The sequence below is a fragment of the Burkholderia sp. BCC0506 genome, from assembly GCF_902833145.1.
Lineage (GTDB): Bacteria > Pseudomonadota > Gammaproteobacteria > Burkholderiales > Burkholderiaceae > Burkholderia.
The window spans coordinates 517,854-543,831 of record NZ_CADFEN010000001.1 but is presented as its reverse complement, the minus strand read 5'-3'; the positions used below and the strand labels follow the sequence as shown (position 1 = coordinate 543,831).

Annotated in this window: 25 protein-coding genes and 1 pseudogene; 11 read left to right on the top strand and 15 right to left on the bottom strand. The window is 68.1% G+C overall.

The window, feature by feature from the left end:
• Positions 1-17 precede the first annotated feature (17 nt).
• The 7 genes from rfbA to HWX62_RS02175 all read left to right on the top strand — a co-directional run bounded on the left by rfbA (position 18) and on the right by HWX62_RS02175 (position 5,057).
• Entirely contained in the window at positions 18-944 is a 927-nt protein-coding gene (gene rfbA / locus HWX62_RS02205) for a glucose-1-phosphate thymidylyltransferase RfbA (RefSeq protein WP_175985075.1), read from the top strand.
• Positions 941-1,522, top strand: coding sequence for a dTDP-4-dehydrorhamnose 3,5-epimerase (gene rfbC, locus HWX62_RS02200; protein ID WP_175932631.1), 582 nt, complete (start codon positions 941-943; stop codon positions 1,520-1,522). The genes rfbA and rfbC overlap by 4 nt, the downstream gene beginning before the upstream one ends.
• The gene (rfbD, locus tag HWX62_RS02195; protein WP_175932630.1) at positions 1,519-2,403 is read left to right on the top strand and encodes a dTDP-4-dehydrorhamnose reductase; all 885 of its coding nucleotides are present in this window, start codon (positions 1,519-1,521) and stop codon (positions 2,401-2,403) included. The genes rfbC and rfbD overlap by 4 nt, the downstream gene beginning before the upstream one ends.
• The gene (gene rfbB, locus HWX62_RS02190; RefSeq protein WP_175932629.1) at positions 2,400-3,467 is read left to right on the top strand and encodes a dTDP-glucose 4,6-dehydratase; all 1,068 of its coding nucleotides are present in this window, start codon (positions 2,400-2,402) and stop codon (positions 3,465-3,467) included. The genes rfbD and rfbB overlap by 4 nt, the downstream gene beginning before the upstream one ends.
• A 251-nt stretch (positions 3,468-3,718) precedes the next feature.
• Positions 3,719-4,162, top strand: coding sequence for an Hsp20/alpha crystallin family protein (locus HWX62_RS02185; RefSeq protein ID WP_175932628.1), 444 nt, complete (start codon positions 3,719-3,721; stop codon positions 4,160-4,162).
• Positions 4,163-4,198: 36 nt separating this feature from the next.
• The gene (locus tag HWX62_RS02180; RefSeq protein ID WP_175932627.1) at positions 4,199-4,624 is read left to right on the top strand and encodes an Hsp20/alpha crystallin family protein; all 426 of its coding nucleotides are present in this window, start codon (positions 4,199-4,201) and stop codon (positions 4,622-4,624) included.
• A 142-nt stretch (positions 4,625-4,766) separates the two neighbouring features.
• Positions 4,767-5,057, top strand: coding sequence for a hypothetical protein (locus HWX62_RS02175; protein WP_175932626.1), 291 nt, complete (start codon positions 4,767-4,769; stop codon positions 5,055-5,057).
• A 107-nt stretch (positions 5,058-5,164) separates the two neighbouring features.
• Here the strand turns inward: HWX62_RS02175 and HWX62_RS02170 are convergent, their stop codons facing one another.
• The 5 genes from HWX62_RS02170 to HWX62_RS02150 all read right to left on the bottom strand — a co-directional run bounded on the left by HWX62_RS02170 (position 5,165) and on the right by HWX62_RS02150 (position 10,260).
• Positions 5,165-6,163 carry a transketolase family protein gene (locus HWX62_RS02170; protein ID WP_175932625.1) on the bottom strand — a complete coding sequence of 333 codons (999 nt, stop codon included), beginning with the start codon at positions 6,161-6,163 and terminating at the stop codon, positions 5,165-5,167.
• Positions 6,160-7,005: a transketolase gene (locus HWX62_RS02165; protein ID WP_175932624.1), complete on the bottom strand. Its 846-nt coding sequence runs from the start codon at positions 7,003-7,005 to the stop codon at positions 6,160-6,162. The genes HWX62_RS02170 and HWX62_RS02165 overlap by 4 nt, the downstream gene beginning before the upstream one ends.
• 49 nt (positions 7,006-7,054) lie before the next feature.
• Positions 7,055-8,380, bottom strand: coding sequence for an MFS transporter (locus tag HWX62_RS02160; RefSeq protein WP_175932623.1), 1,326 nt, complete (start codon positions 8,378-8,380; stop codon positions 7,055-7,057).
• A gap of 74 nt (positions 8,381-8,454) precedes the next feature.
• Positions 8,455-9,204, bottom strand: coding sequence for a glucose 1-dehydrogenase (locus HWX62_RS02155; protein ID WP_175932622.1), 750 nt, complete (start codon positions 9,202-9,204; stop codon positions 8,455-8,457).
• 156 nt (positions 9,205-9,360) lie between these two features.
• Positions 9,361-10,260, bottom strand: coding sequence for a LysR substrate-binding domain-containing protein (locus HWX62_RS02150; protein ID WP_175932621.1), 900 nt, complete (start codon positions 10,258-10,260; stop codon positions 9,361-9,363).
• A 261-nt stretch (positions 10,261-10,521) separates the two neighbouring features.
• On the opposite strand from HWX62_RS02150, the gene HWX62_RS02145 reads away from it, so the two are divergent.
• Together HWX62_RS02145 and dctA are read left to right on the top strand one after the other, a co-directional pair.
• Positions 10,522-11,442, top strand: a complete 921-nt coding sequence (locus tag HWX62_RS02145) for a LysR family transcriptional regulator (RefSeq protein ID WP_175932620.1) — start codon at positions 10,522-10,524, stop codon at positions 11,440-11,442.
• A gap of 34 nt (positions 11,443-11,476) precedes the next feature.
• Positions 11,477-12,811, top strand: coding sequence for a C4-dicarboxylate transporter DctA (dctA, locus tag HWX62_RS02140; RefSeq protein WP_175932619.1), 1,335 nt, complete (start codon positions 11,477-11,479; stop codon positions 12,809-12,811).
• Positions 12,812-12,835: 24 nt separating this feature from the next.
• On the opposite strand, the gene HWX62_RS02135 is transcribed toward dctA, so the two are convergent.
• Together HWX62_RS02135 and HWX62_RS02130 are read right to left on the bottom strand one after the other, a co-directional pair.
• On the bottom strand, positions 12,836-13,618 hold the full coding sequence (locus HWX62_RS02135; protein ID WP_175932681.1) for a substrate-binding domain-containing protein: 783 nt from the start codon (positions 13,616-13,618) through the stop codon (positions 12,836-12,838).
• A 58-nt stretch (positions 13,619-13,676) separates the two neighbouring features.
• Positions 13,677-14,972, bottom strand: a complete 1,296-nt coding sequence (locus tag HWX62_RS02130; protein ID WP_175932618.1) for an MFS transporter — start codon at positions 14,970-14,972, stop codon at positions 13,677-13,679.
• A gap of 301 nt (positions 14,973-15,273) precedes the next feature.
• On the opposite strand from HWX62_RS02130, the gene HWX62_RS02125 reads away from it, so the two are divergent.
• On the top strand, positions 15,274-16,794 hold the full coding sequence (locus HWX62_RS02125; RefSeq protein ID WP_175932617.1) for a sensor domain-containing diguanylate cyclase: 1,521 nt from the start codon (positions 15,274-15,276) through the stop codon (positions 16,792-16,794).
• Between the two features lie 109 nt (positions 16,795-16,903).
• Here the strand turns inward: HWX62_RS02125 and HWX62_RS02120 are convergent, their stop codons facing one another.
• A complete protein-coding gene (locus HWX62_RS02120; RefSeq protein WP_175932616.1) occupies positions 16,904-17,803 on the bottom strand; it encodes a LysR family transcriptional regulator in 900 nt (299 codons plus the stop codon).
• Between the two features lie 110 nt (positions 17,804-17,913).
• Between HWX62_RS02120 and HWX62_RS02115 the strand changes: the two genes are divergently transcribed.
• Entirely contained in the window at positions 17,914-18,777 is an 864-nt protein-coding gene (locus HWX62_RS02115) for an NmrA family NAD(P)-binding protein (protein WP_175932615.1), read from the top strand.
• An 81-nt stretch (positions 18,778-18,858) separates the two neighbouring features.
• Here the strand turns inward: HWX62_RS02115 and HWX62_RS02110 are convergent.
• The 7 genes and pseudogenes from HWX62_RS02110 to HWX62_RS02080 all read right to left on the bottom strand — a co-directional run.
• Positions 18,859-19,155, bottom strand: a pseudogene (locus tag HWX62_RS02110) (GNAT family N-acetyltransferase); the annotation flags it as partial.
• On the bottom strand, positions 19,149-20,336 hold the full coding sequence (locus HWX62_RS02105; protein ID WP_175932614.1) for a M20 aminoacylase family protein: 1,188 nt from the start codon (positions 20,334-20,336) through the stop codon (positions 19,149-19,151). The pseudogene HWX62_RS02110 and the gene HWX62_RS02105, both read right to left, overlap by 7 nt.
• A 67-nt stretch (positions 20,337-20,403) precedes the next feature.
• A complete protein-coding gene (locus HWX62_RS02100; protein ID WP_175932613.1) occupies positions 20,404-21,873 on the bottom strand; it encodes an aldehyde dehydrogenase family protein in 1,470 nt (489 codons plus the stop codon).
• Between the two features lie 95 nt (positions 21,874-21,968).
• On the bottom strand, positions 21,969-23,294 hold the full coding sequence (locus HWX62_RS02095; RefSeq protein ID WP_175932612.1) for an FAD-binding oxidoreductase: 1,326 nt from the start codon (positions 23,292-23,294) through the stop codon (positions 21,969-21,971).
• Positions 23,295-23,296: 2 nt separating this feature from the next.
• Positions 23,297-24,031, bottom strand: a complete 735-nt coding sequence (locus HWX62_RS02090) for a cupin domain-containing protein (RefSeq protein ID WP_175932611.1) — start codon at positions 24,029-24,031, stop codon at positions 23,297-23,299.
• A 118-nt stretch (positions 24,032-24,149) separates the two neighbouring features.
• The gene (locus tag HWX62_RS02085) at positions 24,150-24,581 is read right to left on the bottom strand and encodes an AraC family transcriptional regulator (RefSeq protein ID WP_175932610.1); all 432 of its coding nucleotides are present in this window, start codon (positions 24,579-24,581) and stop codon (positions 24,150-24,152) included.
• A 23-nt stretch (positions 24,582-24,604) separates the two neighbouring features.
• The gene (locus tag HWX62_RS02080) at positions 24,605-25,936 is read right to left on the bottom strand and encodes an FAD-binding oxidoreductase (protein WP_175985073.1); all 1,332 of its coding nucleotides are present in this window, start codon (positions 25,934-25,936) and stop codon (positions 24,605-24,607) included.
• Between the last annotated feature and the right edge of the window lie 42 nt (positions 25,937-25,978).

Here is a 25,978-nt window from a genome sequence, read left to right as displayed (position 1 = left end):
TGGCAGCGAGGGACCTCATGCAAACAGCGATTGGCCGTAAAGGACTGATTCTGGCGGGCGGCTCGGGCACCCGGCTTCATCCGCTCACGCATTCGGTATCGAAGCAGTTGATGCCGGTGTACGACAAACCGATGATCTATTACCCGCTCAGCACGATCATGCTGTCGGGCATCCGCGACGTGCTGATCATCTCGACGCCGCGCGATCTCGACGCGTTCCGGCAACTGCTCGGCGACGGCAGCCAGTGGGGCATGAACTTTTCGTATGCGGCGCAGCCGAGCCCCGACGGCCTGGCCCAGGCGTTCGTGATCGGCGCGCCGTTCATCGGTCGCGACGCGGCGGCGCTCGTGCTCGGCGACAACATCTATCACGGGCCCGCGCTGTCGTCGCTGCTGCAACAGGCCGCCGCACGGACCGCCGGCGCGACCGTGTTCGGCTACTACGTGCGCGATCCGGAGCGCTACGGCGTCGTGTCGTTCGACGCGGATGGCCGCGCGATCGATCTCGAGGAGAAGCCGCGCGAGCCGAAGTCGAACTATGCGGTCACCGGCCTCTATTTCTACGACAACGACGTCGTCGAACTGGCGAAGGCCGTGCGGCCGTCCGCGCGCGGCGAACTGGAAATTACCGACCTGAACCTCGCGTATCTCGCGCGCGGCGCGCTGAACGTCGAGATACTCGGGCGCGGCGCGCTGAACGTCGAGATACTCGGGCGCGGCTACGCCTGGCTCGACACCGGCACGCACGAATCGCTGCTCGACGCGGCCAATTTCATCCAGGTGATGCAGGCGCGCCAGGGCCTGCAGATCGCGTGTCCCGAGGAAATCGCGTACCGGCTCGGCTGGATCGATGCGGAGCAGCTCGAAACGCTCGCCCACAAGCTCGCGAAAAGCGGTTACGGCCGCTATCTGCTCGACCTGCTGAGCAAGGAGGTCGCGGCATGACACGGGTGATCGAAACGCCGCTGCCGGGCGTGCTGGTGATCGAGCCCGGCGTGTTCGGCGATGCGCGCGGCTTTTTCGTCGAAAGCTTTCGGGAAAGCTGGCTGCGCGACGCGGGCGTCGACGCCACCTTCGTCCAGGACAACCAGTCGCGCTCGCGGCGCGGCGTGCTGCGCGGGCTGCACTACCAGCGGGTGAACCCGCAGGGCAAGCTCGTCCACGCGGCGCGCGGCACGGTCTACGACGTGGCCGTCGACATCCGGCGCGGCTCGCCGTCCTTCGGCCGCTGGTTCGGCGCGCTGCTCGACGACGTGTCGCACCGGATGCTGTGGATACCGCCCGGTTTCGCCCATGGCTTTTGCGTGTTGTCCGACGAGGCCGACTTCGCGTACAAGTGCACGCAGTACTACGATCCCGATTCGGACGCGGGCGTGCGCTGGGACGATCCGGCGATCGGCATCGACTGGCCGGAAGCCGGCGCGCCGTACCAGTTGTCGGACAAGGACCGGCGACAGCCGCCGCTCGCCGAACTGGCCGCCGGCGCGCCGGCGACGCTGCCGGCGTACGGGCGTGCGCGATGACGATCGTCGTGACCGGCGCACTCGGCCAGGTCGGCCGCGAGCTGGTGCTGCGCGTGAGCGGGCAGCCGCTCGTCGGGCTGTCGCGCGCCGCGCTCGACATCGCCGATGCGGACGCGGTGCGCCGCGCGCTGGACGCGCACCGGGCCGCGCTCGTGATCAATGCCGCGGGATGGACCGCCGTCGACCGTGCGGAAACCGAGCCCGACGCCGCGTGGCGGGCGAACCGCGACGGGCCGGCCGTGCTGGCCGACGCCTGCGCCGCGCTCGGCATTCCGTTGATTCACCTGTCGACCGACTATGTGTTCGACGGCCGCATGCCCGGCCCGTATGTGGAAACCGCCGCCGTCGCGCCGCTCGGCGCGTACGGCCGCAGCAAGCTCGCGGGCGAGGAAGCGGTGCGCGAGCGCCTGCCCGGCCGTCATCTGATGCTGCGTGTCGCCTGGGTGTTCGGCGCGCACGGCGGCAATTTCGTGCGCACCATGCTGCGCGTCGGCCGCGAGCGCGAGGTGGTCGGCGTCGTCGCCGATCAGTACGGCGGCCCGACGCATGCCGGTGCGATCGCCGATGCCCTGCTGACGATCGCGGCGCGATACCGGGCCGGTGAAGCGCTGCGCTGGGGCACCTATCACCTGTGCGGCACGCCGGTGACCACCTGGCACGGCTTCGCGGAGACGATCTTCGCCGAGGCGCGGCGCACGGGCCTCATCGACCGTGTGCCGTTCGTGCGGCCGATCCGGACCGACGCGTATCCGCTGCCTGCACCGAGGCCGGCGAATTCCGCGCTCGACTGCAGCCTCCTGCGAGAACACTTCGGCATCGAATCGCCATCGTGGCTCGCGGGCCTCACCGACGTGTTTGCCACCTGGAAGCGAACCTCATGAACTATCGACCGAAACACGTGCTGGTCACGGGCGGCGCCGGCTTCATCGGCGCCAATTTCGTGCGTCATCTGCTCGCCAGCGATCCGCAGGTCAGCGTCGTCACGCTGGATCTGCTGACCTATGCGGGCAGCCTCGACAATCTCGGCGACGACCTGCCGGGCGCCGATCGTCATCGGTTCGTCCTCGGCGACATCTGCGACCGACCGCTCGTCGAGTCGCTGCTGCGCGACCACGCGATCGACACCGTCGTCCACTTCGCGGCCGAAAGCCACGTCGACCGCTCGATCGACGGCCCCGGCGAATTCGTCCGCACGAACGTGCTCGGCACCTGGACGCTGCTCGATGCGTGCCGCCAGCTTTGGTTCGACGATCAAAAGCTCGGCCGGGCCGACGCCCACGCGCGCCGCCGCTTTCACCATATCGGCACCGACGAGGTGTACGGTTCGCTGGGCCCCGACGATCCCCCGTTTTCCGAAACGACGCCTTATGCGCCGAATTCTCCGTACTCGGCCACCAAGGCGAGCTCGGACCATCTCGTGCGGGCGTATTTCCATACGTATGGATTGCCCGTCACCACGACGAACTGCTCGAACAATTACGGGCCGCGCCAGCACGCCGAGAAGTTCATTCCGACCGTGATCCGTCATTGCATCGACGGCACCGACATTCCCGTCTACGGCGACGGCGCGAACGTGCGCGACTGGCTGTACGTCGACGACCATTGCCGCGCGATCGACGCGGTCATCCGGCGCGGGACGGTCGGCGAGACGTACACCGTCGGCGGTTGCAACGAATGGCGCAATGTCGACATCGTCACGCTGATCTGCACGCTGCTCGACGAGCGACGGCCCGAACACGCACCGCATGCGCGCCTCGTGCGGTTCGTCACCGATCGCGCCGGTCACGACCGGCGGTATGCGATCGATGCGGGGAAGCTCGCCCGCGAACTGCAATGGCGGCCGGCGGAGCGCTTCGAAACGGGGATCGTGAAGACGCTGGACTGGTATGTCCAGGCGGCCGCTCCCGTCGAGTCGGCGGTGCTCCGTCAACCTTTCGATGTGTAGGTTTGGGGTGCGACCCGGCGACGCTCGTTCGAGCGCTGATTGCGATCGCCGCGGAGGTCGACCGCGGTGCTGCCGGGACGGCGCCCCCTCTTGAAATTCAGTCGACGTATCCTATTTTAGGTATCGCTCAAGGCAGTCGCGGTTGACGCGCTGCGTGTTTCGATTTGTTAGTCAGCGACCCTCTCGCGGACGGACGAACTGGAGCGCGTGGTCCGGTTCGTTCCTCGCAGGGGGTACAAGAGGAGCGAGTCATGAGCGATATCTTCTTCCCCTCCGATCTGCTGGCGGAATTCGACCGCCTGCAACGGCAGATGGCCAGCATGTTCACGGGCTTCCCGGCCAGTCTGCGCGCGCCGCGGCCCGGTGCGTTTCCCCCGGTCAATATCGGCAGTACCGACGACACGATCGAGATCGTCGCGTTCGCGCCGGGTCTCGACCCCGCGAAGATCGATATCTCGGTCGATCGCCGGCTGCTGACGATCAGCGGCGAGCGCACGCCCCCGGACGACGGCACGACCGACGACGAGCGGCGGATCTACGCGAACGAGCGGTTCATGGGCGCGTTCCGCCGCGTGGTCGAACTCCCGCAGCATGCGGACCCGGACAAGATCGACGCCCGATATGCGAACGGCTGCCTGACGATCAGCGTCGGCAAGTCGGAAGCATCGAAGCCGCGGGCGATCACCGTCCAGTAAACAGCACAACGTCACGAACGCATGACGGAGGACATCATGAACGACACGAACACGACTGAACTGACGACCCATCCGGCCGATACGCAGACGGCCGTGACGAACCGTGAGGCGGCTCAGCGCGACACGCCGCGCACGCGGATCGCGCCGGCCGTCGACATCGTCGAGGATGCGCACGGCATCACGTTGTACGCGGACCTGCCGGGCGTGCCGCGCGAAAAGCTCGACGTCCGCGTGCACGACGGCAGCCTTGCCATCGAAGCGGAAGCCGTCATTCCGACGCCGTCGGGGCTGCGTCTGCAGCACGGCGAAGTGCAGCATCCGCACTTCTCGCGCGCCTTCACGCTCAGCCCGGATTTCGACGTGTCGCGGATCGACGCGCAACTGCGCGACGGCGTGTTGAAGCTGAGCATCCCGCGACGCGAAGAAGCGAAGCCGCGGCGGATCCAGGTGACGGCCGGATAAGTGCAGGCGCCGGTCGCGTTTCATCGAACCGGCGCAATCCGCGACAGTCGCGGCAGGACGTGCTGGCGCCCCGCTTGCGCGGCGGCGCCGGCACGTCGTCTCACCCGTCGCACCCGTCGCATTTCCCTCCAGGAGGCATCCGATGCAGACCAACAGGACGATCGAACATGGCGGATATGCGGTTCGGGCCGTGGTGACCGACACGGAGACGGGCCGCTATTCGGCGACGGCGATCCTCACGGATCGCGACGGTGAAACCCGGACGCTCGGCGTCGACGGCGACTTCGCCGATACCCGCGAAGCAGGCGACCAGGCGCTCGAACTCGCGCTCGCATGGATTCAGCGACGGTCCGTCGTGTCGGACCGGTATGTCAGACGATATCGAGCGGGGGCGAGCGGCGATCCGGATCGCGAACGGCGCGCACGTCGCTGATTGCGCCGTCCGTCGAGCGTGATGCCGGCGACGGCCCGGCCGCCTCGCACCGCGGACCGACATGGCTTCCTCGCAGGTCGACACGCGGGTATCGGACGGCCAGCCGATCATCCGAGCCACGACCTGATATTGGCTCGCATCGCGCCAGCCGAGATCCCGTACCGCTCGTGCAGCGTCGGTAGCGCGCCCGCGGCGAGATACGCATCCGGCAGCGCAATCTGCCGGAACGGCACCGTCACGCCGGCGCCGAGCAACGCAGTCGCGACCGCTTCGCCGAGTCCGCCGATCACGGTGTGGTTCTCCGCGACGATGACCATGCGCCCCTTCCGCGCGGCCTCGCGGACGATCGTCGCCGTATCGAGCGGCTTGATCGTCGGCACGTGCAGCACGGCGACATCGACGCGATCGGCTTCGAGCGCCTTCGCCACCTCGAGCGCACGCATCGTCATGATCCCGGACGAGATCAGCAGCACGTCGTTGCCGTCGCGCAGCAGCTTGGCCTTGCCGAGCTCGAAACGGTAATCGTATTCGTCGAGCACGGCCGGCACGTTGCCACGCAGCAGACGTGCATACACCGGCCCCTTGTGGGCGGCGATGGCCGGCACCATCTGTTCGATGTCCAGCGCGTCGCACGGATCGATCACGGTCATGTTCGGCATCGCGCGCATCAGCGCGAGATCCTCGGCCGCCTGATGGCTCGGCCCGTAGCCGGTCGTGAGCCCCGGCAACGCGCAAATCAGCTTCACGTCGAGATTGTCCTCGGCGATCGCCTGATGAATGAAGTCGTACGCCCGGCGCGTGGCAAATACCGCATAGGTCGTGACGAACGGCTGCGCGCCTTCGTGCGCGAATCCGGCGGCGGCCCCCATCAGTAGTTGCTCGGCCATGCCCATCTGGTAGTAACGCTCGGGAAATGCCTTCGCGAAGATGTGCAGGTCAGTGTACTTGCCGAGATCGGCCGTCATCCCGATCACGTTGCCGTTCGTGCGCGCGAGTTCGGTCAACGCATGGCCGAACGGCGCGGCGCGGGTCGCCTGCCCTTCCGCCGCGATGGACGCGATCATCGCCGAGGTCTTCAGGCGGGGCTTGTTGTCGACGGTGCTCATGCGTGTCTCCCTGCTTCGAGTGCGTCGAGCGCGAGTTGCCACTCGTGCGCATCGACCCGGATGAAATGGCTTTTCTCGCGTGCTTCGAGGAACGGCACGCCGCACCCCATCTTCGTGTCGCAGACGATGATCCGCGGCTGCGGGGCGTCATGCCGGCGCGCATGGTCGAACGCACGCTTTACCGCGTCGATGTCGTTGCCGTCCACACGTTGCACGTACCAGCCGAACGCCGCGAGCTTGTCGACCAGCGGCTCGAACGCCATGACCTGCGTCGACGGGCCGTCGGCCTGCTGGTTGTTCACGTCGACGATCGCGATCAGGTTGTCGAGCTTCCAGTGCGCAGCCGACATCAGCCCTTCCCAGATCGCGCCTTCGTCGAGCTCGCCGTCCGAGAACAGCGTATAGACGAACGCATCCGAGCCCTTGCGCTTCAGGCCGAGACACCGGCCGACCGCGATCGTCAGCCCCTGCCCGAGCGAGCCGCCGGACATTTCCATGCCGGGCGTGTAGCTCGCCATGCCGGACATCGGCAAGCGGCTGTCGTCGCTGCCATAGGTGTCGAGTTCCGCGGCCGGCAGGATGCCGGCTTCGAACAGCGCCGCGTACAGCGCGATCGCGTAGTGCCCGTTCGACAGCAGGAAGCGGTCGCGCCCTTCCCAGTCGGGGTCGTCGGCGCGATAGCGCATCGCGCCGAAATACGCGACGGCCAGCACGTCGGCGATGTCGAGCGCCTGGCCGACATAGCCCTGCCCCTGCACTTCGCCCATCAGCACGGCGTTTCTTCGGATGCGGTACGCGCGCTCGGCGAGCGTGACCGCTTCATGGATGGTTTCGGTAGCCATCGATCACTCCAGTATCGGGTCGGAAGGAATGCAAATGAATCGGCGGTTGTCAGCGGTTCACGGATCGGGGCACGAGGAACACCAGCAGCGCACCGGCCGTGATCGCGACGGAGATGAACACGAGGCCGGCTGTCGATTTTCCGGTCAGGTCGTTCAGCCAGCCGACGATCGCCGGCGAGAAGAAGCCCGCCAGGTTCGCGAAGCAGTTGACCGCGGCGATGCCCGCCGCCGCCGACATCCCGCCCAGCAACGCGGTCGGCAGCGACCAGAACTGCGACGACGACGCGAGGATGCCGGCGGACGCGATGCTCAGGCACACGATCGACGCGGCGACGCTGCCGAGCATCGGCAACGTGGCGAAGCCTGCCGCCGCGACCAGCATCGGCACCGCGAGATGGAAGCGGCGCTCGCGGCGACGATCGGCGCTGATGCCGATCAGCGGCAGCGCGACGATCGCACACGCATACGGAATCGCGGTGAACAGGCCGACCCACAGCGGATCGGCCACGCCGGCCTTGCGGATGATCGTCGGCAGCCAGAACGTGAGGCCGTACTGCCCGAGCACCACGCAGAAGTAGATCGCCGCCATCAGCCACAGCCGGCGATCCGCGACGAACGTCCGAATCGACAGGTGGGCGGTGGTGTGTGCGGCATCGGCCGACACGTTGCGCGCGAGCAAGGCTTTTTCGGCGTCGGTCAGCCACTTCGCGCCGGCGATGCCGTCGTCCAGATACAGCAGGATGGCGAAGCCCAGCACGAACGAAGGCAGCGCCTCGAGCAGGAACAGCCACTTCCAGCCGGCCATCGACATCGCGCCGTGCAGCGAATGCATGATCGCGCCCGACAGCGGGCCGCCGATGATCCCGGCGAGCGGAATCGCCATGAAGAACAGCGACAGCGCCTTCGCGCGCCGCGCCGACGGGAACCAGTACGTGAGGTACAGGATCACGCCCGGCGCGAAGCCGGCTTCGGCGACGCCGAGCGCAAACCGCAGCACGTAGAACGCGGTGGGCGACTTGACGAACACGAAGCTCGCCGAGATCACCGCCCACGTCAGCATGATGCGTGCGAGCCAGCGGCGCGCGCCGACGCGATGCAGGATCAGGTTGCTCGGCACCTCGAACAGGAAATAGCCGAGGAAGAAGATGCCCGCGCCCATCCCGTAGACCGTCTCGCTGAAACGCAGGTCGTTGAGCATCTGCAGTTTCGCGAAGCCGACGTTGACGCGGTCGAGATACGCGCCGAGGTAGCACAACATCAGGAACGGGATCAGCCGCCGCGCGACCTTCGCGTAGGTGGCCGCTTCGAACGTCTGCGCGTCGTCCCGTTGCAGCATCTCGCCCTCGACGGGCGGTGCGGGGTACTTTGCTCTCATCTTTGTCTCCTGCCATGGCCCCGGGTTGTCCCGGGTGCATGATGGTCTGCGCCGCGTATCGGGCGGCGCCGTTCTCAGTGAATCAGCATCCCGCCATTGACGTCGAGCGTGATACCCGTCAGGTAGCTCGACAGGTCGCTCAGCAGGAACAGGCACGCATGGGCGACATCAGCGGCTTCGCCGAGCCGGCCGAGCGGAATGCCCTTGATGATGTCCTCGCGCATGTCGGGCGTCAGCTTGTCGCCGGTGATGTCGGTCTGGATCAGGCCGGGCGTAATCGAATTGACGCGGATGCGGTCGGCGCCGAATTCGCGCGCCATCGCCTTCGCGAGGCCGAGCACGCCGGCCTTGGCGGCGCTGTAGTGCGGCCCGCCGAAAATGCCGCCGCCGCGTTGAGCGGACACCGACGACATGCAGACGATGCTGCCGCCGCGCTGCTCTTTCATCGCGGGCAGCACCGCTTGCGACATGTACAGCGTGCCGCGCAGGTTCACGTCGACGATCGCATCGAAGTCGCGCGCCGAGATATCCAGCGTGCGCACGGGCTGCGTGATGCCGGCGTTGTTGACGAGGCCGTCGATGCGGCCGAAGTGCTCCAGCGTCGCGCGGGCGGCCGCCGCGCACGCGTCGCGGTCGGTCACGTCGCACGCGAGGCCGAGATGGCCGCCGCCGAGCTCGGCAGCGGCGGCCTCCGCGTCTTCGCGGCGAAGGTCGAGGATCGCCACGCGTGCGCCCTGCGCGGCCAGCGCGCGGGCCGTGGCCTTGCCGATGCCGCGCGGCGACGCGGCGCCGGTCACGATGATGGTCCTGTTGTCGAGCAACATCGCTTGTCTCCTGTGTTGATGTGTTGTCCGGAGTGTCGGCTTACCGGACACCCGCATCAACGCGGAAACGCTCAGCCATAGTTGAGAAAATTTCAGATGACGGCGCGCGGCCGGTGCTGCAGCGCAATATCGCGGGCGCGTCGCCGGACCGCGCGTTCAAGCCGCTCGCGCGTGCGCTGCGACCTCCCGCTCGATCCACGCCAGGAAGCGCTTCACGCGCGGCAGCTCCGCGTTCCGCCGCGGGTAAACGAGATGATGCGCGCCGACTTCGACCGCATGGGCGTCACCGAACACCGGCACCAGCAGCCCTTCGCGGATCTTCACCGACGCGAGCATCAGGCTTTCGAGCGCGATGCCGAGGCCCAGCGCCGCGGTTTCGAGCGACATGTACGAACGGTCGAACGAAAAATCGAAGGTCTTCTGGGCCGCGAGCGGCACGCCGGTGCGGCCGAACCACTGCTTCCACTGGACCAGCGGCGTTTCGGAATAGATCAGCCGGTGCGCGAGCAGGTCTTCCGGCGCGTTCACCGGATGCCGTTCGAGATAGCGCGGCGACGCGAGCGGCGCGATGAACTCGCCGCGCACGGTCCGGACCTCGAGGTTGTCCCAGTTGCCGTAGCCGTGCCGGACGTCGATATCGTAGAAGCCGTTCGAGAACGACACGTTTTCGTAAGAGCATGCGAGATTCAACTGGATATCGCCGTTCGCTTCCTGAAACGACGACAGCCGCGGCAGCAGCCACATCAGCCCGAAGCTCGGGCTCGAATGCACGCGCAGGATATCGACTTCGGTGCGGCTCGACGCGCGCTCGGTCGCGCGGCTCAGGTCGGCCAGCGAGCCGGTGACGTCGGCCAGGTAGCGTTCGCCGGTCGGCGTGAGCACGAGGCCGCGCCCCGAGCGCTGAAACAGCGGCTGGCCGATCTGCGATTCGAGGTTGCTGAGCTGATGACTGACGGCGGACGCGGTCAGGCCGAGCTCTTCCGCCGCGCGGTTCACGCTTTTGGTCCGGGCGACGCTTTCGAACGCGATGATGGCCTTGAGCGGCGGAATGCGCATGCTGGAATCCGTTGGAGAGAGCGGGCTCGCCCGGCTGGCCGACGCCACGCGCCGGCGCCGGAACATTGCTCGCCCAAAAGCGATACGGTACATCAGGAAGCGGCGTCGGAACGATCGATTCGCGGTGCGCGACCGGCGGGATTCTGGCCAGTCGGGCCGCACACCGCGCTACGCCATCCCTGCCGCATGGACGACGCAACACGCCTGACGCGGCCGGAATCATGCAAAATGCTGCGCATCCTGAATGGCGGAGACGGACCGGTGGGCATCAATTTCGATTTGACGGACTTGCAGGCGTTTCGCGCGGTCGTGGAAACGGGCAGTTTCCGGAAGGCCGCCGATGCGGTCAGCCTGTCCCAGCCTGCGTTGAGCCGCCGGATCGACAAGCTCGAGGACGCGCTCGGCGTGCGGCTCTTCGAGCGCACCACGCGCCGCGTCGCGCTCACCACCGTCGGCCGCGTGTTCGCGCAGAGCGCCGAACAACTGCTCGACGATCTCGACGCCGCGCTGCTCGGCATCCGCGACGTGTCGTCGAGCCGCCTGGGCCATGTGACGATCGCCTGCGTGCCGTCGGTCGCCTACTACTTCCTGCCGCCGATCATCGCCCGCTATCATCAGCGCTTTCCGCGCATCCGCGTGAAACTGCTCGATGCCGGCGCCAACGAGGTGCTGGGCGCCGTCATCAGCGGCGAGGCGGATTTCGGCGTGAGCTTCATCGGCAGCCAGGAGGCGGAGATCGAGTTCAAGGTGCTGCTGCAGGAACGGTTCGTCGCCGCCTGTCGCCGCGACCACCCGCTCGCACGCAAGAAGCGCGTGACCTGGAACGAACTCTACGAGCACGATTACGTATCGGTGGACAAGACTTCCGGCAACCGCCTGCTGCTCGACCAGGCCCTGGCCGCCGTCGCGCCGCGTACGCCGAGCGTCTGCGAGGCGCGCCACGTCACGACCCTGCTCGGGCTGATCGAGGCGGGGCTCGGCGTCGCCGCGGTGCCGTCGATGGCGATGCCGGGCCATGACCACCCTGTCCTCACGAGCGTGCCGCTCGTCGAACCGGCCGTGAAACGGCGCGTGGGCATCGTCAAGCGGCGCGGGCGCTCGCTGACGCCGGCCGCCGAGGCGTTTCACCGGATGATCGTCGACGCGAAGCGCGGCAGCGCCGACGGCGGCGCATCGGCATGACGACGACGCAACGGAAACGAAGGAAGACCGCATCGTGAGGGGGACCCGGCTGCTCAAATCGCTGTACGTGCAGGTCCTGCTCGCGATGATGCTCGGCATCGGCATCGGTCACGTGTGGCCGGCGGCGGGCGCGATGCTCAAGCCGCTCAGCGACGCGTTCGTCGGGCTCGTGAAGATGACCATCGCGCCGATCGTCTTTTGCACGATCGTGTCGGGCATCACGTCGTTGTCGGACGGGCGGGCCATCGGCCGCACGATCGTGCGCGCGCTCGCCCTCTTCTATCTGTTGACGGCCGCCGCGCTCGCGTTCGGGCTCGTCGCCGCCTACGCGCTGCAACCGGGCGCCGGCATGCACATCGACGTCCGTCACCTGGATGCACGCATCCTGGCGCCGTATGCGCAGCATGCGGAGCCACGCAGCCTCGTGGCGTTCGCGCTCGGCGTGATTCCGGACACGATGCTCGGCGCATTCGCGAGAGGCGAGGTGCTGCCGGTGTTGCTGCTGTCGCTGTTGTTCGGCTTCTCGCTGAATGCGCATCCGCGCGCGGGCCGCCCCGTGCTTGCGTTGATCGACGGCATCGCCCAGGTCGTCTTTCGCGTGCTCGCGATGATCATGCGGCTCGCGCCGCTCGGCGCGTTCGGCGCGATGGCGTTCACGGTGGGCCGCTTCGGCATCGGCTCGGTCGGCTCGCTGGCGAAGCTGATGGTGTCCTTCTACGTGGCCTGCGTGCTGTTCGTCGCGCTGGTGCTCGCTCCGCTCGCGCGCCTGCACGGCTTCGCGCTGTGGCGACTGTTGCGCTACCTGCGCGAAGAGTTGCTCATCGTCCTCGCGACGTCGTCCACGGAGCCGGTCCTGCCGCGCCTGATCGTCAAGCTGGAAGCGCTCGGCTGCGACAAGGGCGTCGTGGGGCTCGTGCTGCCGGCCGGCTATTCGTTCAATCTGGACGGTACCGCGATCTACCTGACGCTCGCGGCCCTGTTCATCGCGCAGGCGTGCGACGTGCCGCTGTCCGCGCCGCAAATCGCGACGATGCTCGCGATCATGCTGCTCACGTCGAAGGGGGCGGCCGGCGTGTCCGGCAGCGGGCTCGTCGCGCTGGTGGCGACGCTCGCCGTGATGCCCGACCTGCCCGTCGCCGGGGTCGCGCTGCTGGTCGGCATCGATCGCTTCATGTCGGAGGCGCGCGCGCTGACCAGCGTGATCAGCAATGCGTGCGCGGTGATCTTCGTGTCGTCGTGGGAGGGCGCGTGCGATCGTACGCGTCTTGCGCAGCGGCTCGCGGTGGCCGGGCCGGCCGCCCCGAACGGGGCCGATGAAGACGGTGCCGCGGCAGACGGCGGCGGTAACGGTGACGGGAAGGCGGCCTGATACGAGCCTTCCCGTCGATCGCGCTCAATGAGCGGAAACGGAATCCAGGCCGGTCGATTTCACGTCGGCCTGCACGTCGGGCGACGCAAGATAGTCGAGCAGCGCCTTCGCCTCCTGCGGATGCTGCGCGCCGACCGGGATGCCGGCGGCGAAGCGCGTGACGGACTGCAGCGATTCGGGAATCTTGCCGACGAAGGTCGCCCCCTTGACGGGCAGCAACTCGCTCACCTGCTGGAAGCCGATTTCGTAGTCGCCGTTCGCGACGACCGATGCCACCGGAATCCGCGGGACCATCTTCGCCTTCGGCTTCACCTGCTCCTCGATGCCGAGCTTCTTGAACAGCTCGCGTTCGATGTACACGCCGCTCGCGCTGTCCGAATAGGCGATCGACTTCGCATGCAGCAGCACCTGCTTGAGGCCTTCGGCAGTGCTGATGTCGGGCTTTGCCGCGCCGTCGCGCACGACCATGCCGATGCGCGAGTCGGCCAGTTCGACGCGGGACCCGGGGATCACCTTGCCTTGCTTGATCAGATCGTCGAGTGCGTAACCGACCATGATCACGGCGTCGGCGGGCTCGCCGCGCGCGAGCCGGTTCGGAATCGCTTCGGGCGACTTGCCCATCGACGGGCCGAGCGCGGTCGCGAGCGTATTGCCCGTGGTCGACGCGAACCGGGGGCCGAGCACCTTGTAGGCGGCGGTGAAACCGCCCGAGCTCATCACGTGCAGTTCGGCGGCCTGCACGTTGGCCGCCACCGCCGCGGTGGCGACGAGCGCGGTCGCGCAGCATTTCAGGAACAGATTTCTCATCATGGTCGTGGTCATGCGAATTCGTGGAGGTGGGTGAACGTTCCGGAGGAGCCGGACGTCAATGCGCGGGCGTCAACGTCGCCGCGCGGCGACGATAGAGCGCGAACGTCGCAAGCAGCGCGCACACCGCGGCGAAGCTCATCCAGTAGCCCGGCGCGGCCTTGTCGTGCGTCATGTGAATGAGCCCGGTCGAGATGGCCGGCGTGAAGCCGCCGAACACGGCCGTCGCGAGGCTGTAGGCGAGCGAGAAGCCCGCGACGCGCACCTGCACCGGCATCACTTCCGTGAGCGCGACGACCATCGCGCCGTTATAGATGCCGTACATGAACGAGAGCCACAGCAGGACGAGCAGCATGTTGACGAACGACGGCGCGTGAGCGAGGAACGACAGCGCCGGGTAGGCGGTCACGACGGTGAGCATCGTCATGCCGACCAGCAGCGGCCGGCGGCCGATCCGGTCGGACAACGCCCCGCCGATCGGCAGCCACACGAAGTTCGACACGCCGACGCAGAGCGTCACGAGCAGGCTGTCGGCGGTGCTCAGGTGCAGCACGGTCTTGCCGAAGGTCGGCGCGTAGACGGTGATCAGGTAGAAGCTCGTGGTGGTCATCGCGACCAGCATCATGCCGGCGATCACGACACCCCAGTTCTGGGCCAGCGTACCGAACACTTCCTTCATGCCCGGGCGATGCTTGCGCGCCTTGAATTCCTGCGTTTCCTCCAGGTTGCGGCGCAGCAGGAAGATGAACGGCACGATCATGCAGCCGACGAAGAACGGCACGCGCCATCCCCACACGGCGATCTGCGACGCGCTCAGCCACTGGTTGAGCGCGAAGCCCAGGGCCGCCGCGATGACGATCGCCACCTGCTGGCTCGCCGATTGCCAGCTCGTGAAGAAGCCCTTGCGGCCGGGCGTCGCCAGCTCGGCGAGATAGACCGACACGCCGCCGAGTTCGGCGCCCGCGGAGAAGCCCTGCAGCAGCCGGCCGATCAGCACGAGCACGGGCGCCAGCAGCCCGATCGTCGCATAGCCCGGTACGAACGCGATCAGGATGGTGCCGCTCGCCATGATGGACAGCGTGACGATCAGGCCCTTGCGGCGGCCGACCTCGTCGATGTACGCGCCCAGCACGATGGCGCCCAGCGGGCGCATCAGGAAGCCGGCGCCGAACACGGCGAAGGTCATCATCAGCGATGCGAATTCGCTTTGCGCGGGGAAGAAGACGTTGGCGATCTGCGTGGCGTAGAAGCCGAACAGGAAGAAGTCGAACTGCTCGAGAAAATTGCCGGCCGTGACGCGAAAGATCGCGGCGGCCTTCGAACGTTCGGCCGGAAGGCTGGACGAGGGGTGCATCGGGGTGTCTCCTGAAAATCCTAGAATACGCGGGAGGGGATGGTCGATTGTCGTTTTCCGGCATGTTGGCGCGGTATCGAGCAAACGATAAGTGCGATTTTCGGAACGATTGATGCAATAAGGTTATCAATCCACGCGATCGGCGCGGGTCCGGACGGCAATCGGGCGTATCGCGTCGCCGGCCGCACACGTTTGCGTCGCCGCGCCATGCCGGCCTCGATTTTTCGTTAACCGTGCCGTTAACCCGGTTTTGGACTCGCGCCGGCGCAATTGCATCCGGCACCGCAGAACGAGCGCGCGCATGCCCGCATTCACTTCGATCGAGAAAATCGCCGACTGGGCCGGACGCAATCCGTTCGTCGTCGGCGCGTTGGGCACGCTGATGTCGCTCGCGGCGCTCGCGATCAGCGCGGTGACGCTGTCGGCCGCGCGCAGCGAAGTCGTCGAGCACGCGCATGAAACGTCGCGCAACGTCGCGGCCGTGCTGGCGAACCAGATCGCGAGGACGGTCGAAACGTCGAACAACGCGCTGGTCGCGCTGGCCATCGATCTCGGCAAGCCGGCCGTGCAGCGCATGGATGCCGGGTTGCGGCACGACCTGCTGTTCGAGCGCACCGCGGCGCAGTACGTGACCGGCATGGGCGTGACCGACCGGCACGGCCGGCTGATCGACGGATGCTGCAGCGCGACCCATCGCTGGGACTTCAGCGATCGCGACTACTTCACGGTCCACCGCGATGCGGACAACGTCGGGCTCTACGTGTCCCAGCCCTATCGCGCACGCTCGCGCAGCGGCAAGGAATCCATCGCGCTGTCGCGGCGCATCGAGCGTCCGGATCATACGTTCGACGGGATCGCGGTGGTCGCCATCGATCTCGCTTACTTCGAGCAGCTCCTGTCCCGCCTCGACGTCGGGCCGAACGGGGTCAGCGCGATCATGCGCGCGGACGGCACGATCCTCGCGAGAAACCCGTCGCTGAACGACGGCCAGATGAACCTGCTGCGTCGCTCGAAATCCTTCTCGCGGATGGTGAACAGCGACTCGGGCTTCTATCCCGCGCGTTCGAGCATCGACGGCATCGTGCGGCTGTATACGTACCAGCGGATTCCGGGCACCCCGCTGATCGCGGTCGTCGCGCCGGCCGAAAGCGACGTGCTGGCCGGCATCCGGCGCCTGTCGTGGGCGGTCGGCGTGTCGGCATCCGTGATCTGCGCATTGTTCTGCGCGGTGGTGTGGCTGCTGGCCTTTGCGTTGCGCGACAACTTCCGCAAGCAGACGCTGCTGACCGATCTCACGCGTACCGATCCGTTGACCGGACTGCGCAATCGTCGCGCGCTCGATACCGCGCTGGCCGACGAATGGGAGCGGCTGCAGCGCGGCAGCGGCGGCAGCCTGTCGGTGCTCTTCATCGATGCCGATCACTTCAAGGCGTACAACGACCGGCACGGGCACGCGCGGGGCGACACCGCGCTGCGCTTTCTCGCCGAATGCATCCGCGCGCATACGCGGCGGCGCGGCGACCTCGCCGCGCGCTACGGCGGCGAGGAATTCGTCGCGGTGTTGCCGGATACCGATGAAAACGGGGCCGCTCGGGTCGCCGACGCGATTCGTCGCGAAGTCGAACGCAACCGGCTCGACGGGTTTGCGGAAACCGTGCCGCCGTTCACCGTCAGCATCGGCTGCGCGACCGGCCGGCGCGCGCGGCATGCTTCGGTGCATGCGCTGACGCATCAGGCGGACATGGCGCTCTACCGCGCGAAGCGCGAAGGCCGGAACCGCGTGTGCCGCGCGCAGACGGAGCCGGCCGCGCAGCCGGCGTGAAAACCTCGGTTCGAATCGGTGTGGGCAACGGCATGCGCGCCGGCCGCTCGCCACCGCATTCCGTTCCGGTTCTCGCGGTGATCGCGTGCGCTGCCGCACCGCGGCCGGTTCACGGCCCCGGTTCGATATACGCGGCCAGTTCTTCCGGCTTTCCGGACGGGAACGCATCCTTCAGGTGATCGAGAAACGCGGAAACGCGCGCGCTCAATAATCGCCTGGACGGATACAGCGCCCACAGGGCGATATCGGAGCCCGGCACGTCGCCCCAACTGACGAGCGTGCCGGCGGCCAGGTCGCGGCTCACGAGCGATACGGGCAGGCACGCGGCGCCCAGGTCGAGGCGAACCGTGTCGCGCACCATGACGAGCGACGACAGCCGTGCCACGGGCTCGACCGGCATGCGTGCCGTTCCGGCCGGGCCCGTGACCTCCCATGCCGTGCGCGTGTCGTTCGCGCCGCGCACCACGGCCGGCGCGGGTGCATCGCCGCTCGGCCGCGCGAGCCCGGGCGGCGCGACGACGACCAGCCGGTCGTGCAGGATCACGCGCCCGATCAGGCTCTCGTCACGGTCCGGGTTCACGCGGATCACGAGGTCGTACCCTTCCTCGATCATGTCGACGGGCCGGTCTTCCGTCGTCACCTCCAGCCGGACGTCCGGGTATCGCAGCGCGAACGTCGCCACCAGCTTCCCCATCGCGAACTGGGAAAACAGCATCGGCGCGCTGATGCGCAGCCGGCCGCGCGGCCGCTCGCTCCCCGCTGCAATCGCCGACGCGCTGTCGGCCAGCTCCGCGAGCAGCGCGCCCGTGCGCTCGTAGAGCGCGCGCCCTTCCTGCGTGAGTTTCACCCCGCGCGAGCCGCGCTCGAACAGACGCAGCGACAGGCTGTTCTCCAGTTCCGCGACGCGGCGCGACAGCGTCGCCTTCGGGCGATCCGCGACCCGCGCGGCCTCCCCGAAGCTGCCATGGCGGGCGACAAGATTGAAATCGGCAAGCGCGAGCAAGTCCATGTGTTCCACCAGCGAGACGGTACGTCTATTTATCACATCTTCCGGACCATGTGTGGATCACCTAACTTACGTGGGCAGTCAACCCCATCGTTACCTCAGGAGTGAACATCATGACCCTTCTCGTTACCGGCGCCACCGGCCGCGTAGGCCGCCAGGTCGTCCGTCAACTCGTCGATCGCGGCGCCGACGTGCGCGTGCTGGCGCGCGATCCGGCCAAGGTCGATTTCCCGCCGGCCGTGACCGTCGTGCAGGGCGACATGCTCGACGTCGACGCACTGCGGGCAGCCTGCTCCGGCGTGCGCACGCTGTTTCTGCTCAACGGCGTGGCGGGCGACGAATTCACGCAGGCGCTGATCGCGCTGAACGTCGCCCGCGAAACGGGGATCGAGCGCGTCGTCTACCTGTCCGTCCTGCACGCCGACCGCTTCGTGAACGTGCCGCACTTCGCGGTGAAATCCGGCGCCGAGCGGATGATCGAACGGATGGGCTTCAGCGCGACGATCCTGCGGCCCGCGTATTTCATGGACAACGAAGCGATGGTCAAGGACGCGATCGTCGGGCACGGCGTCTACCCGATGCCGATCGGCGGCAAGGGCGTCGCGATGGTCGACGTGCGCGATATCGCGGAAGTCGCGGCGATCGAGCTGATTCGCCGCCACGACGCACCCGGCAAGCTGCCGCTCGAAACGATCAACCTGGTCGGGCCCGACACGCTGACCGGCCCGCAACTGGCGTCGATCTGGTCGGAGACGCTCGGCCGCCCGGTTGCCTACGGCGGCGACGATCCGGCGCCGTTCGAACGCAATCTGGCGCAGTTCATGCCGAAGTGGATGGCCTACGAAATGCGGCTGATGGCCGAACGCTACGTGAGCGACGGCATGGTGCCGGAGGCCGGCGACGTCGAGCGGCTGACCGCGATCCTCGGCCGCCCGCTGCGGACGTATCGCGACTTCGCGGCCGCGCTCGTGCGTTGAGCGCGATGCGCCGCGTTCATGGGCTGCGCGGCGCGGCGGTTCAGGCGGCCGCCGGGCGGTCGAATCGGCGGCCGCCGCGGTCTACAACATGGCCTGACTGACCAGCCCGTACAGTCCGACTAGCGGGTCGGCCGCGCCCTCGTGTGCCGCGGCCGGCGCGTTGCGAACCATCTTCGAGCAGGTGTCCACCTGTTTCAACCCCTGCTCGCCCAGCCACGCCGGCAGACTGGACCCGGAAGGCACGTCGATACGCACGAATTCCCCGTCGCGTCGGGTCAGCCAATAGCCGATCAACGCCTTCGCCCGCGCATCGTCGCTCGAACGCGGCGCGACCACCGGGCCGATCACGTCACCGCGGCCGAAGCGCCGCATCACGGCGATCGCGTGAAGTAACGCTGGGCCAGCGCGACCCAGTACCGGACGCCGGCCGGAATGATGTCGTCGTTGAAGTCGTATTTCGGATGATGCAGCGCCGGGGCGCTCGCGCCGTCCTGCGCATTGCCGATCAGCACGTACGCGCCCGGCCGCTCCTCGAGCATGAAGCCGAAGTCTTCCGACGTCATGTTCGGCGGCACGTCGCGGTCGATGCGGGCGTCGCCGAACGTGTCGCGAATCACCGCCTCGCACAGCGCCGTCTCGGCCGGCGTGTTGACCGTCGCCGGGTAGTACTGGAAAAACTCCACGTCGACCTGCGCGCCGTAGGCCGCCGCGAGCCCTTCGCACGCGAGCCGCACGTCGCGCTGCAGCTTCTGCTGCAACGCCGACGACAGCGTGCGGATCGTGCCGCGCAACTCGGCCGTGTCGGGAATCACGTTGTCCGTCGTGCCCGCATGGAACATGCACACGGAGATGACCGCCGGATCCACCGGGTCCTTGTGCCGCGCGGCGATGGTCTGACACTGCAGCACCATCGAGCACGCGAGCGGCACCGGGTCGATGCCCAGATGCGGCTGCGCCGCGTGCGCGCCCTTGCCCGTGACCGTGATCCTGAAGCGCGAGCCCGCGGCCATGATCGGGCCCGTGCGCAACCCGAAATGCCCGGCCGGCAACCCGGGCCAGTTGTGCATGCCGAATACCGCTTCCGTCGGATATTGCTCGAACAGCCCGTCGTCGATCATCCGGCGCGCGCCCGCGCCGCCCTCCTCGCCCGGCTGGAACACGAAATGCACGGTACCGGGCAATTGCGGCATCTCCTTCAGCACGCGCGCGGCGCCGAGCAACATCACGGTATGGCCGTCATGGCCGCATGCGTGCATGATCCCGTGCGTGCACGATGCATGCGCGAAGTCGTTGGCTTCGTGGATCGGCAATGCGTCCAGATCGGCGCGCAGCACGATGCCGCGGCCCGGGTCCGCGCCGGGCAGGCTCGCCACCACGCCCGTGCCGCCGAGCCCGCGCGACACCGCGTAGCCGAGCGCCTCCAGCTCGCGGGCGACGACGTCGGCCGTCCGGTGTTCCTCGAATCGCAACTCGGGATGCGCATGCAGGTCGCGGCGCAGCTTCGCCCAGTGCGCGTGATGCGCATTCAGCGCCTGGTCGGGGATGATGGCGTTTTCCAATCTCGGTACCTTCGGAATGTAGCGGGCGTCCAACTGTACTGCCGGCGCGCGTCGCGCGGCAGCCCCATCAATCATAAAAGCCCAGGATGGACTTGACCTCCATATACTCCTCCATCCCTTCGATCCCGTACTCGCGGCCGTTGCCCGACTGCTTGTATCCGCCGAACGGTGCCTGGGGATCCCACGCCGGGTAGTTCAGGTGTACCTGGCCCGAGCGGATGCGGGCGGCCACCGCGCGCACGCGCGCCATGTCGGTGCCCTGCACGTGCGCGCCGAGCCCGTAGACCGTGTCGTTCGCGATGGCGACGGCTTCTTCCACGGTGTCGTACGGCAGGATCGCGAGCACCGGGCCGAAGATCTCCTGCTGCGCGATCGCCATGTCGGTATGCACCTCGGAGAAGATCGTCGGCCGCGCGTAGAAGCCCTTGTCGAGCCCCGCGGGCCGGCCGGGGCCGCCGGCGATCAGCTTCGCGCGTTCGTCGATGCCCACGTCGATCATCTGCGCGACCCGCCCGAACTGCGCACGATTGGCGAGCGGCCCGTGCGTGGTTGCGTCGTCGAACGGATCGCCGACCACGAGCGTTTGCACCGCCGCGACGGCCAGTTCCTCGACCGCGCCGAGCATGGCGCGCGGCACGATCATGCGGGTCGGCGCGCTGCACGATTGCCCCATGTTGCGGAACGCGGCGGCTACACCGGGCGGAATCGCGCGCGCCAGGTCCGCATCCGGCAACACGATATTCGGCGACTTGCCGCCCAGCTCCTGCGCGACGCGCTTGACGGTCGGCGCCGCCGCCTGCGCGACCAGCACGCCGGCGCGCGTCGACCCGGTGATCGACACCATGTCGACCGCCGGATGCGACGAAAGCGCCGCGCCCACCGTTTCGCCGCTGCCGCTCACGAGGTTGAATACGCCGGCAGGGACGCCCGCGTCGGCAACCACCTCCGCGAACAGCAGCGCGCTGAGCGGCGACAGCTCGCTCGGCTTCAGCACGACCGTACAGCCTGCGGCAAGCGCCGGCCCGACCTTCGCGGTGATCTGGTAGATCGGCCAGTTCCACGGCGTGATCAGCGCGCACACGCCGATCGGCTCGCGGGCAACCGCGGTCGTCCCGCGCCGCTCGACGAACGGGTAGCTCGCGAGGTTGTCGCGCGCGACGCGGATATGTTCGGCCGCGAGCGGCACGTGCGCGTCGCGTGCATAGCCGAGCGGCGCACCCATCTCCAGCGCGAGTGCCGTGGCGAACAACTCGGCGCGTTCCCGCATCAACGCATGGATGCGGTCGAGCAGCGCGGCGCGTTCCTGCGGTGACGTCGCGGACCAGCGCTCGAATGCGTTGCGCGCGGCCTGCACCGCGCGGTCCGCGTCGCGTGCGCTGCCGAGCGGAATCTCGCACAGCGTGGCTTCGGTGGACGGGCTGACGACGGCGAACCGCTCGCCGTCGTCGGGCAACACCCAGTCGCCGTCGATGAAGAAGCGATCCAGCCGGCCGGCTTGCATCAGACGACCAACCGGCGAATTGACGGGGGAATGCATGGCAGGAATTTCCTTGAGTCGATACCGTGCGCCGACGCACGGCGAAAGCCACGATGGGCCGAAGCCGCGGCGGAGCGCGGCGACGCAGCCGCCCGCTAGAAATCCGCGACCTTGCCCCATGCGGACTCGCTGAACCGGCCGGGCCGGTACGGCGTCGGGTCCACGAACGGTTGCGCACCGGACGCGAGATCGGCGATCAGGTGCCCGGCGCCCGGCCCGATCCCGAAGCCGTGCCCCGAAAAGCCCGCCGCGAGGATCAGCCCCGGCACGCCCGGCACTTCGCCGATGCCCGGCACGCCGTCCGGCGTGCTGTCGACGAAGCCGGCCCATGCGTGCGTGATCTTCGCTTCGCGAAGCTCGGGCAACAGTTCGGCCACGCGGCGGTACGTCTCGGCGACCGTCGGCATGTCGGGCTTCGGATCGAGAATGCGCACGGCTTCCATCGGCGTCGGCGCATCGAGGCGCCAGCGCTTCAACGTTTCATGACCGCCGCGCACGCCTTCGAGGCCGCCCGGCAGCAGGTTGCGCCAGCGCTTCGCGAACATCGGCACGAATTGCGGCGCGAAGCGCAGGAACTGCGGCGTCAGGTCCACGCGTGCGCGGCCGCTGATCGCCAACGCGTAGCGTCCGTCGCTGCGGCGCGTCACGGACACGCCGGACATGTACATCGCATCCGGCAGCGGATGCTCGACCGGCGATACGCTCAGGATCGACTGCCGGATCGACGCCTGCGGAAACCGGATGCCGAGCTGCCGGCAGAACGACGACGCCCATGCGCCGCCGGCCATCACGACCGTCCTCGTCTTGATGACGCCGGCCTCGGTGACGACGCCGGCGACCCGGCCGCCCTCGAGCTCGATGCCGCGCGCCGCGCAGTGCTGGTGGACGCTGCCGCCCAGCTTGATCAGCGCGGCGGCCACGGCCGGCGCGGCCTTTCCTGGATCGGCCGTGCCGTCGGTCGGCGAGAACACGCCGCCCTTCCACTGCCGCCCGGTCGCCCGTCCGCGCTCGGCGGCCTGCTTGCTGTCGAGCATGTACGTGGTCACGCCCGCGGTCTTCGCGAATTCGCCCCAGCTCGCCCAGCGGGACAGTTCGGCGTCGTCATTGCTCAGGTACAGCAGCCCGCAGCGATGAAAGCCCGTGTCTTCTCCCGATTCGGCGGCGAATCGTTCCCACAGATCGATGCTCTTGGTCGCCATCGGCAACTCGCGCGCATCGCGGTTCTGCTGCCGGCACCAGCCCCAGTTGCGGCTCGACTGTTCGGCGCCGATGCGCCCCTTCTCGACGAGCGCGACCGACATCCCGCGCCGCGCCAGGTAGTACGCGGTGAAGGCGCCGATGATGCCGCCGCCGATCACGACGACGTCGGCCGCGGCCGGCGGCGTGGGCAAGGTTTCGATATGACGCAGCGGAGGGGACATGCTCAGTCTCGTTCGGTGGTAGGTTTGACGTTCTGCATCACGTAGAACTTCGCGACGCGTTCGCTGCTTTCCCACCCGATCGATGCGCCGCGCGGCACGAACAGCGCATCGCCGGCGCCGAGCGACAGCACGCTGCCGTCGGGCGCCGCGAACCGTACGCCGCCGTCCAGCAGGAACATGAACTCGTTGGCGCGATGCGGCCGGACGATCCGGTGATACGGTGTCGAATCCCACGTGCCCGCGCAGTACCCGGCCGCGTCGTCGGCGAACACGTTGTCGCTGCGGCATTGCGGCGCGGGGCCGAGCAGTACGTCGGCCGGCAGCGTGGCGGACGGTTTGAAGTCCGCGTCGGCGCGCAGCGCGAAGAGGCCTTGCTTCGTCGGTGTCTCGCACGCCGCCGCGCAGAACGTCAGCAGCACCGGCGCTTGCGCGGCGATGCGCAGCGCGGTGCCGCGGCCGATGACGGCGCCTTGTCGCGGGCCGAGCACCAGCGGTGCGGCGCCGGCTGCTTCGAGCGTCAGCTCGCCTTCGACGACAACGAGGGTTTCGATGTGCGGAAAGCTCGCCACGTCCAGCTCGCCCGCGAAGCCGATACGGCCGGCGGCCATTGCATCGGGGCCCGCCCACGCGATCTCGCGATGCGCCGCGAAGGGATCGCTCGCGCCGAACGCCTGCTGGCGGAATGCGGTGGAAGACGGTGCGCCGTCGGCCCGGTGCAACACGAAAACTGCGGTCATTTCTGCTCCTGTGCACTGCGTGGCGGTCTGCTCGAGAGCCGCCGCGCGAAATCGGAAATCGCCGTGCGCCGGCGCTCCTGCGAAAAAATTCCCGTCCGGCATGCCGTCCGTGCAGCGCTCACGCCGCGTGACACGATGCATCGCGACATTCGGCGCGCACGCGCGTCGATGACGTCCGCACCGGCGCACCGCCGGTTCGGGCGACCACGTAGTCGCGCGGCGTGATCCCGAGCACGCGCCGGAAATGCCGGCACAGATGGCTCTGGTCGAAAAAGCCGACGTCGGTCGCGACGATCGACGGCGCGAGACCGGCGCGCAACAGGTCCTGCGCCCGCCGCACCCGCACGAGGCACAGATACCGGTGCGGCGACAGTCCGGTTTCGCTGCGAAAGCGCGCGGTGAAACGCGACACGCTCAACCCGGCCACCGCCGCGAGCGTGTCGAGGTTCAGCGGCTGCGCGAACGACGCGTCGATCGTGCGCAGCACGTCGCCGATCGCCGCCGAGACGGGCCGCGCGACACGCGGCGAGCCCACGAATTGCACTGTCATGTCGAAGTCTCCCGGCGCTCGCTTCAATGCAGGAAATCCTGCACCCGGTAATACGCGCCGACGAACGGCAGGAACCACGCATGCCCGAAATGGCCGGGTATCGCGGGCCAGTCGAGCTCGCGCCACGGGTTCGACGCGGCCGCCCCGTACAGCACGTCGGCCATCACGCGGCCCATGTGCACCGACATCTGCACGCCGTGGCCGCTGTAGCCCATCGAGTAATAGAGCCCGTCGTGCTGGCCCGCGCGCGGCAGCCGGTCGGCGGTGATGTCCACCAGCCCGCCCCAGCAGTAGTCGAGCCGCACGCCGGCCAGCTCGGGAAAATAGCCGGCCATGCCGGCGCGCAGGATGTCGCCGCTCTTCGCATCGGAGCGCGGGCTCGACATCGCGAAACGCGCGCGGCCGCCGAACAGCAGCCGGTTGTCGGGCGTCACGCGGAAGTAGTTGCCGATCTGGCGCGACGTCACGTACGCGCGGCGATGCGGAAACCGCCGGTTCAACTGCGCGTCCGGCAGCGGCTCGGTCACGACGATGAAGCTGCCGACCGGCGCGATGCGCCGCCGGAACCACGCGAACGGCCCGTGCTGCGATGCGCCGGTCGCCACCAGCACGCGGTCGGCGACGATGGTGCCGCGTGTGCACGTGACCGTGTGGCGCTCGCCGTCGAGCCGCTCGAGCTGCGTGACGGCCGCGTGCTCGTACACGCGTGCGCCCGCACGCACGGCCGCCTGCGCGAGGCCGACGCCGAACTTGCCCATGTGCATCTGCGCGCCGTTGCGCTGCAGGAGCCCGCCGTAAAAACCGTCGGACGCGATTTCGTCGCGGATCCGCGACGGCTCGATCAGTTCGATGTCCGGATCGACATCGCGCCGCAACGCGTCGAACGTCTTCGCGAGCCCCGCGAAGTGCTGCGGTTTCGCGGCGAGCTTCAGCTTGCCCGCGCGCCGGAAGTCGCAATCGATCGCGTGTTCGGTCACGATCGCCTCGACGCTTTTCACCGCGCTTTCGTACGTACGATAGAAATGTTTCGCCTGCGTGGCGCCGATGCGTGCGGCCAGCGACGCGAAGTCCTGCGCGACACCGGTATTGCACTGGCCGCCGTTGCGGCCCGACGCTTCGCCCGCGACCTGCGCGGCTTCGAGCACGACCACCGAGACGCCGCGCCGCGCGAGCGCGAGCGCCGCCGACAAGCCGGTGAAACCGCCGCCGATCACGACCACGTCGGCGCGCCCTTCGACAGGGCCTTCATGACCGGCGCGAAACGCGGGGCGGGTATCCAGCCAGTACGATTCCAGTTTCATCGAGTCCTTCTCTTGCATGCCGGCAACGATCGTCGACCGTTCAATGGGAATCATTTAATCACCGTCAAAAACCGCAGTTGCCGCGTATTCGCGCAC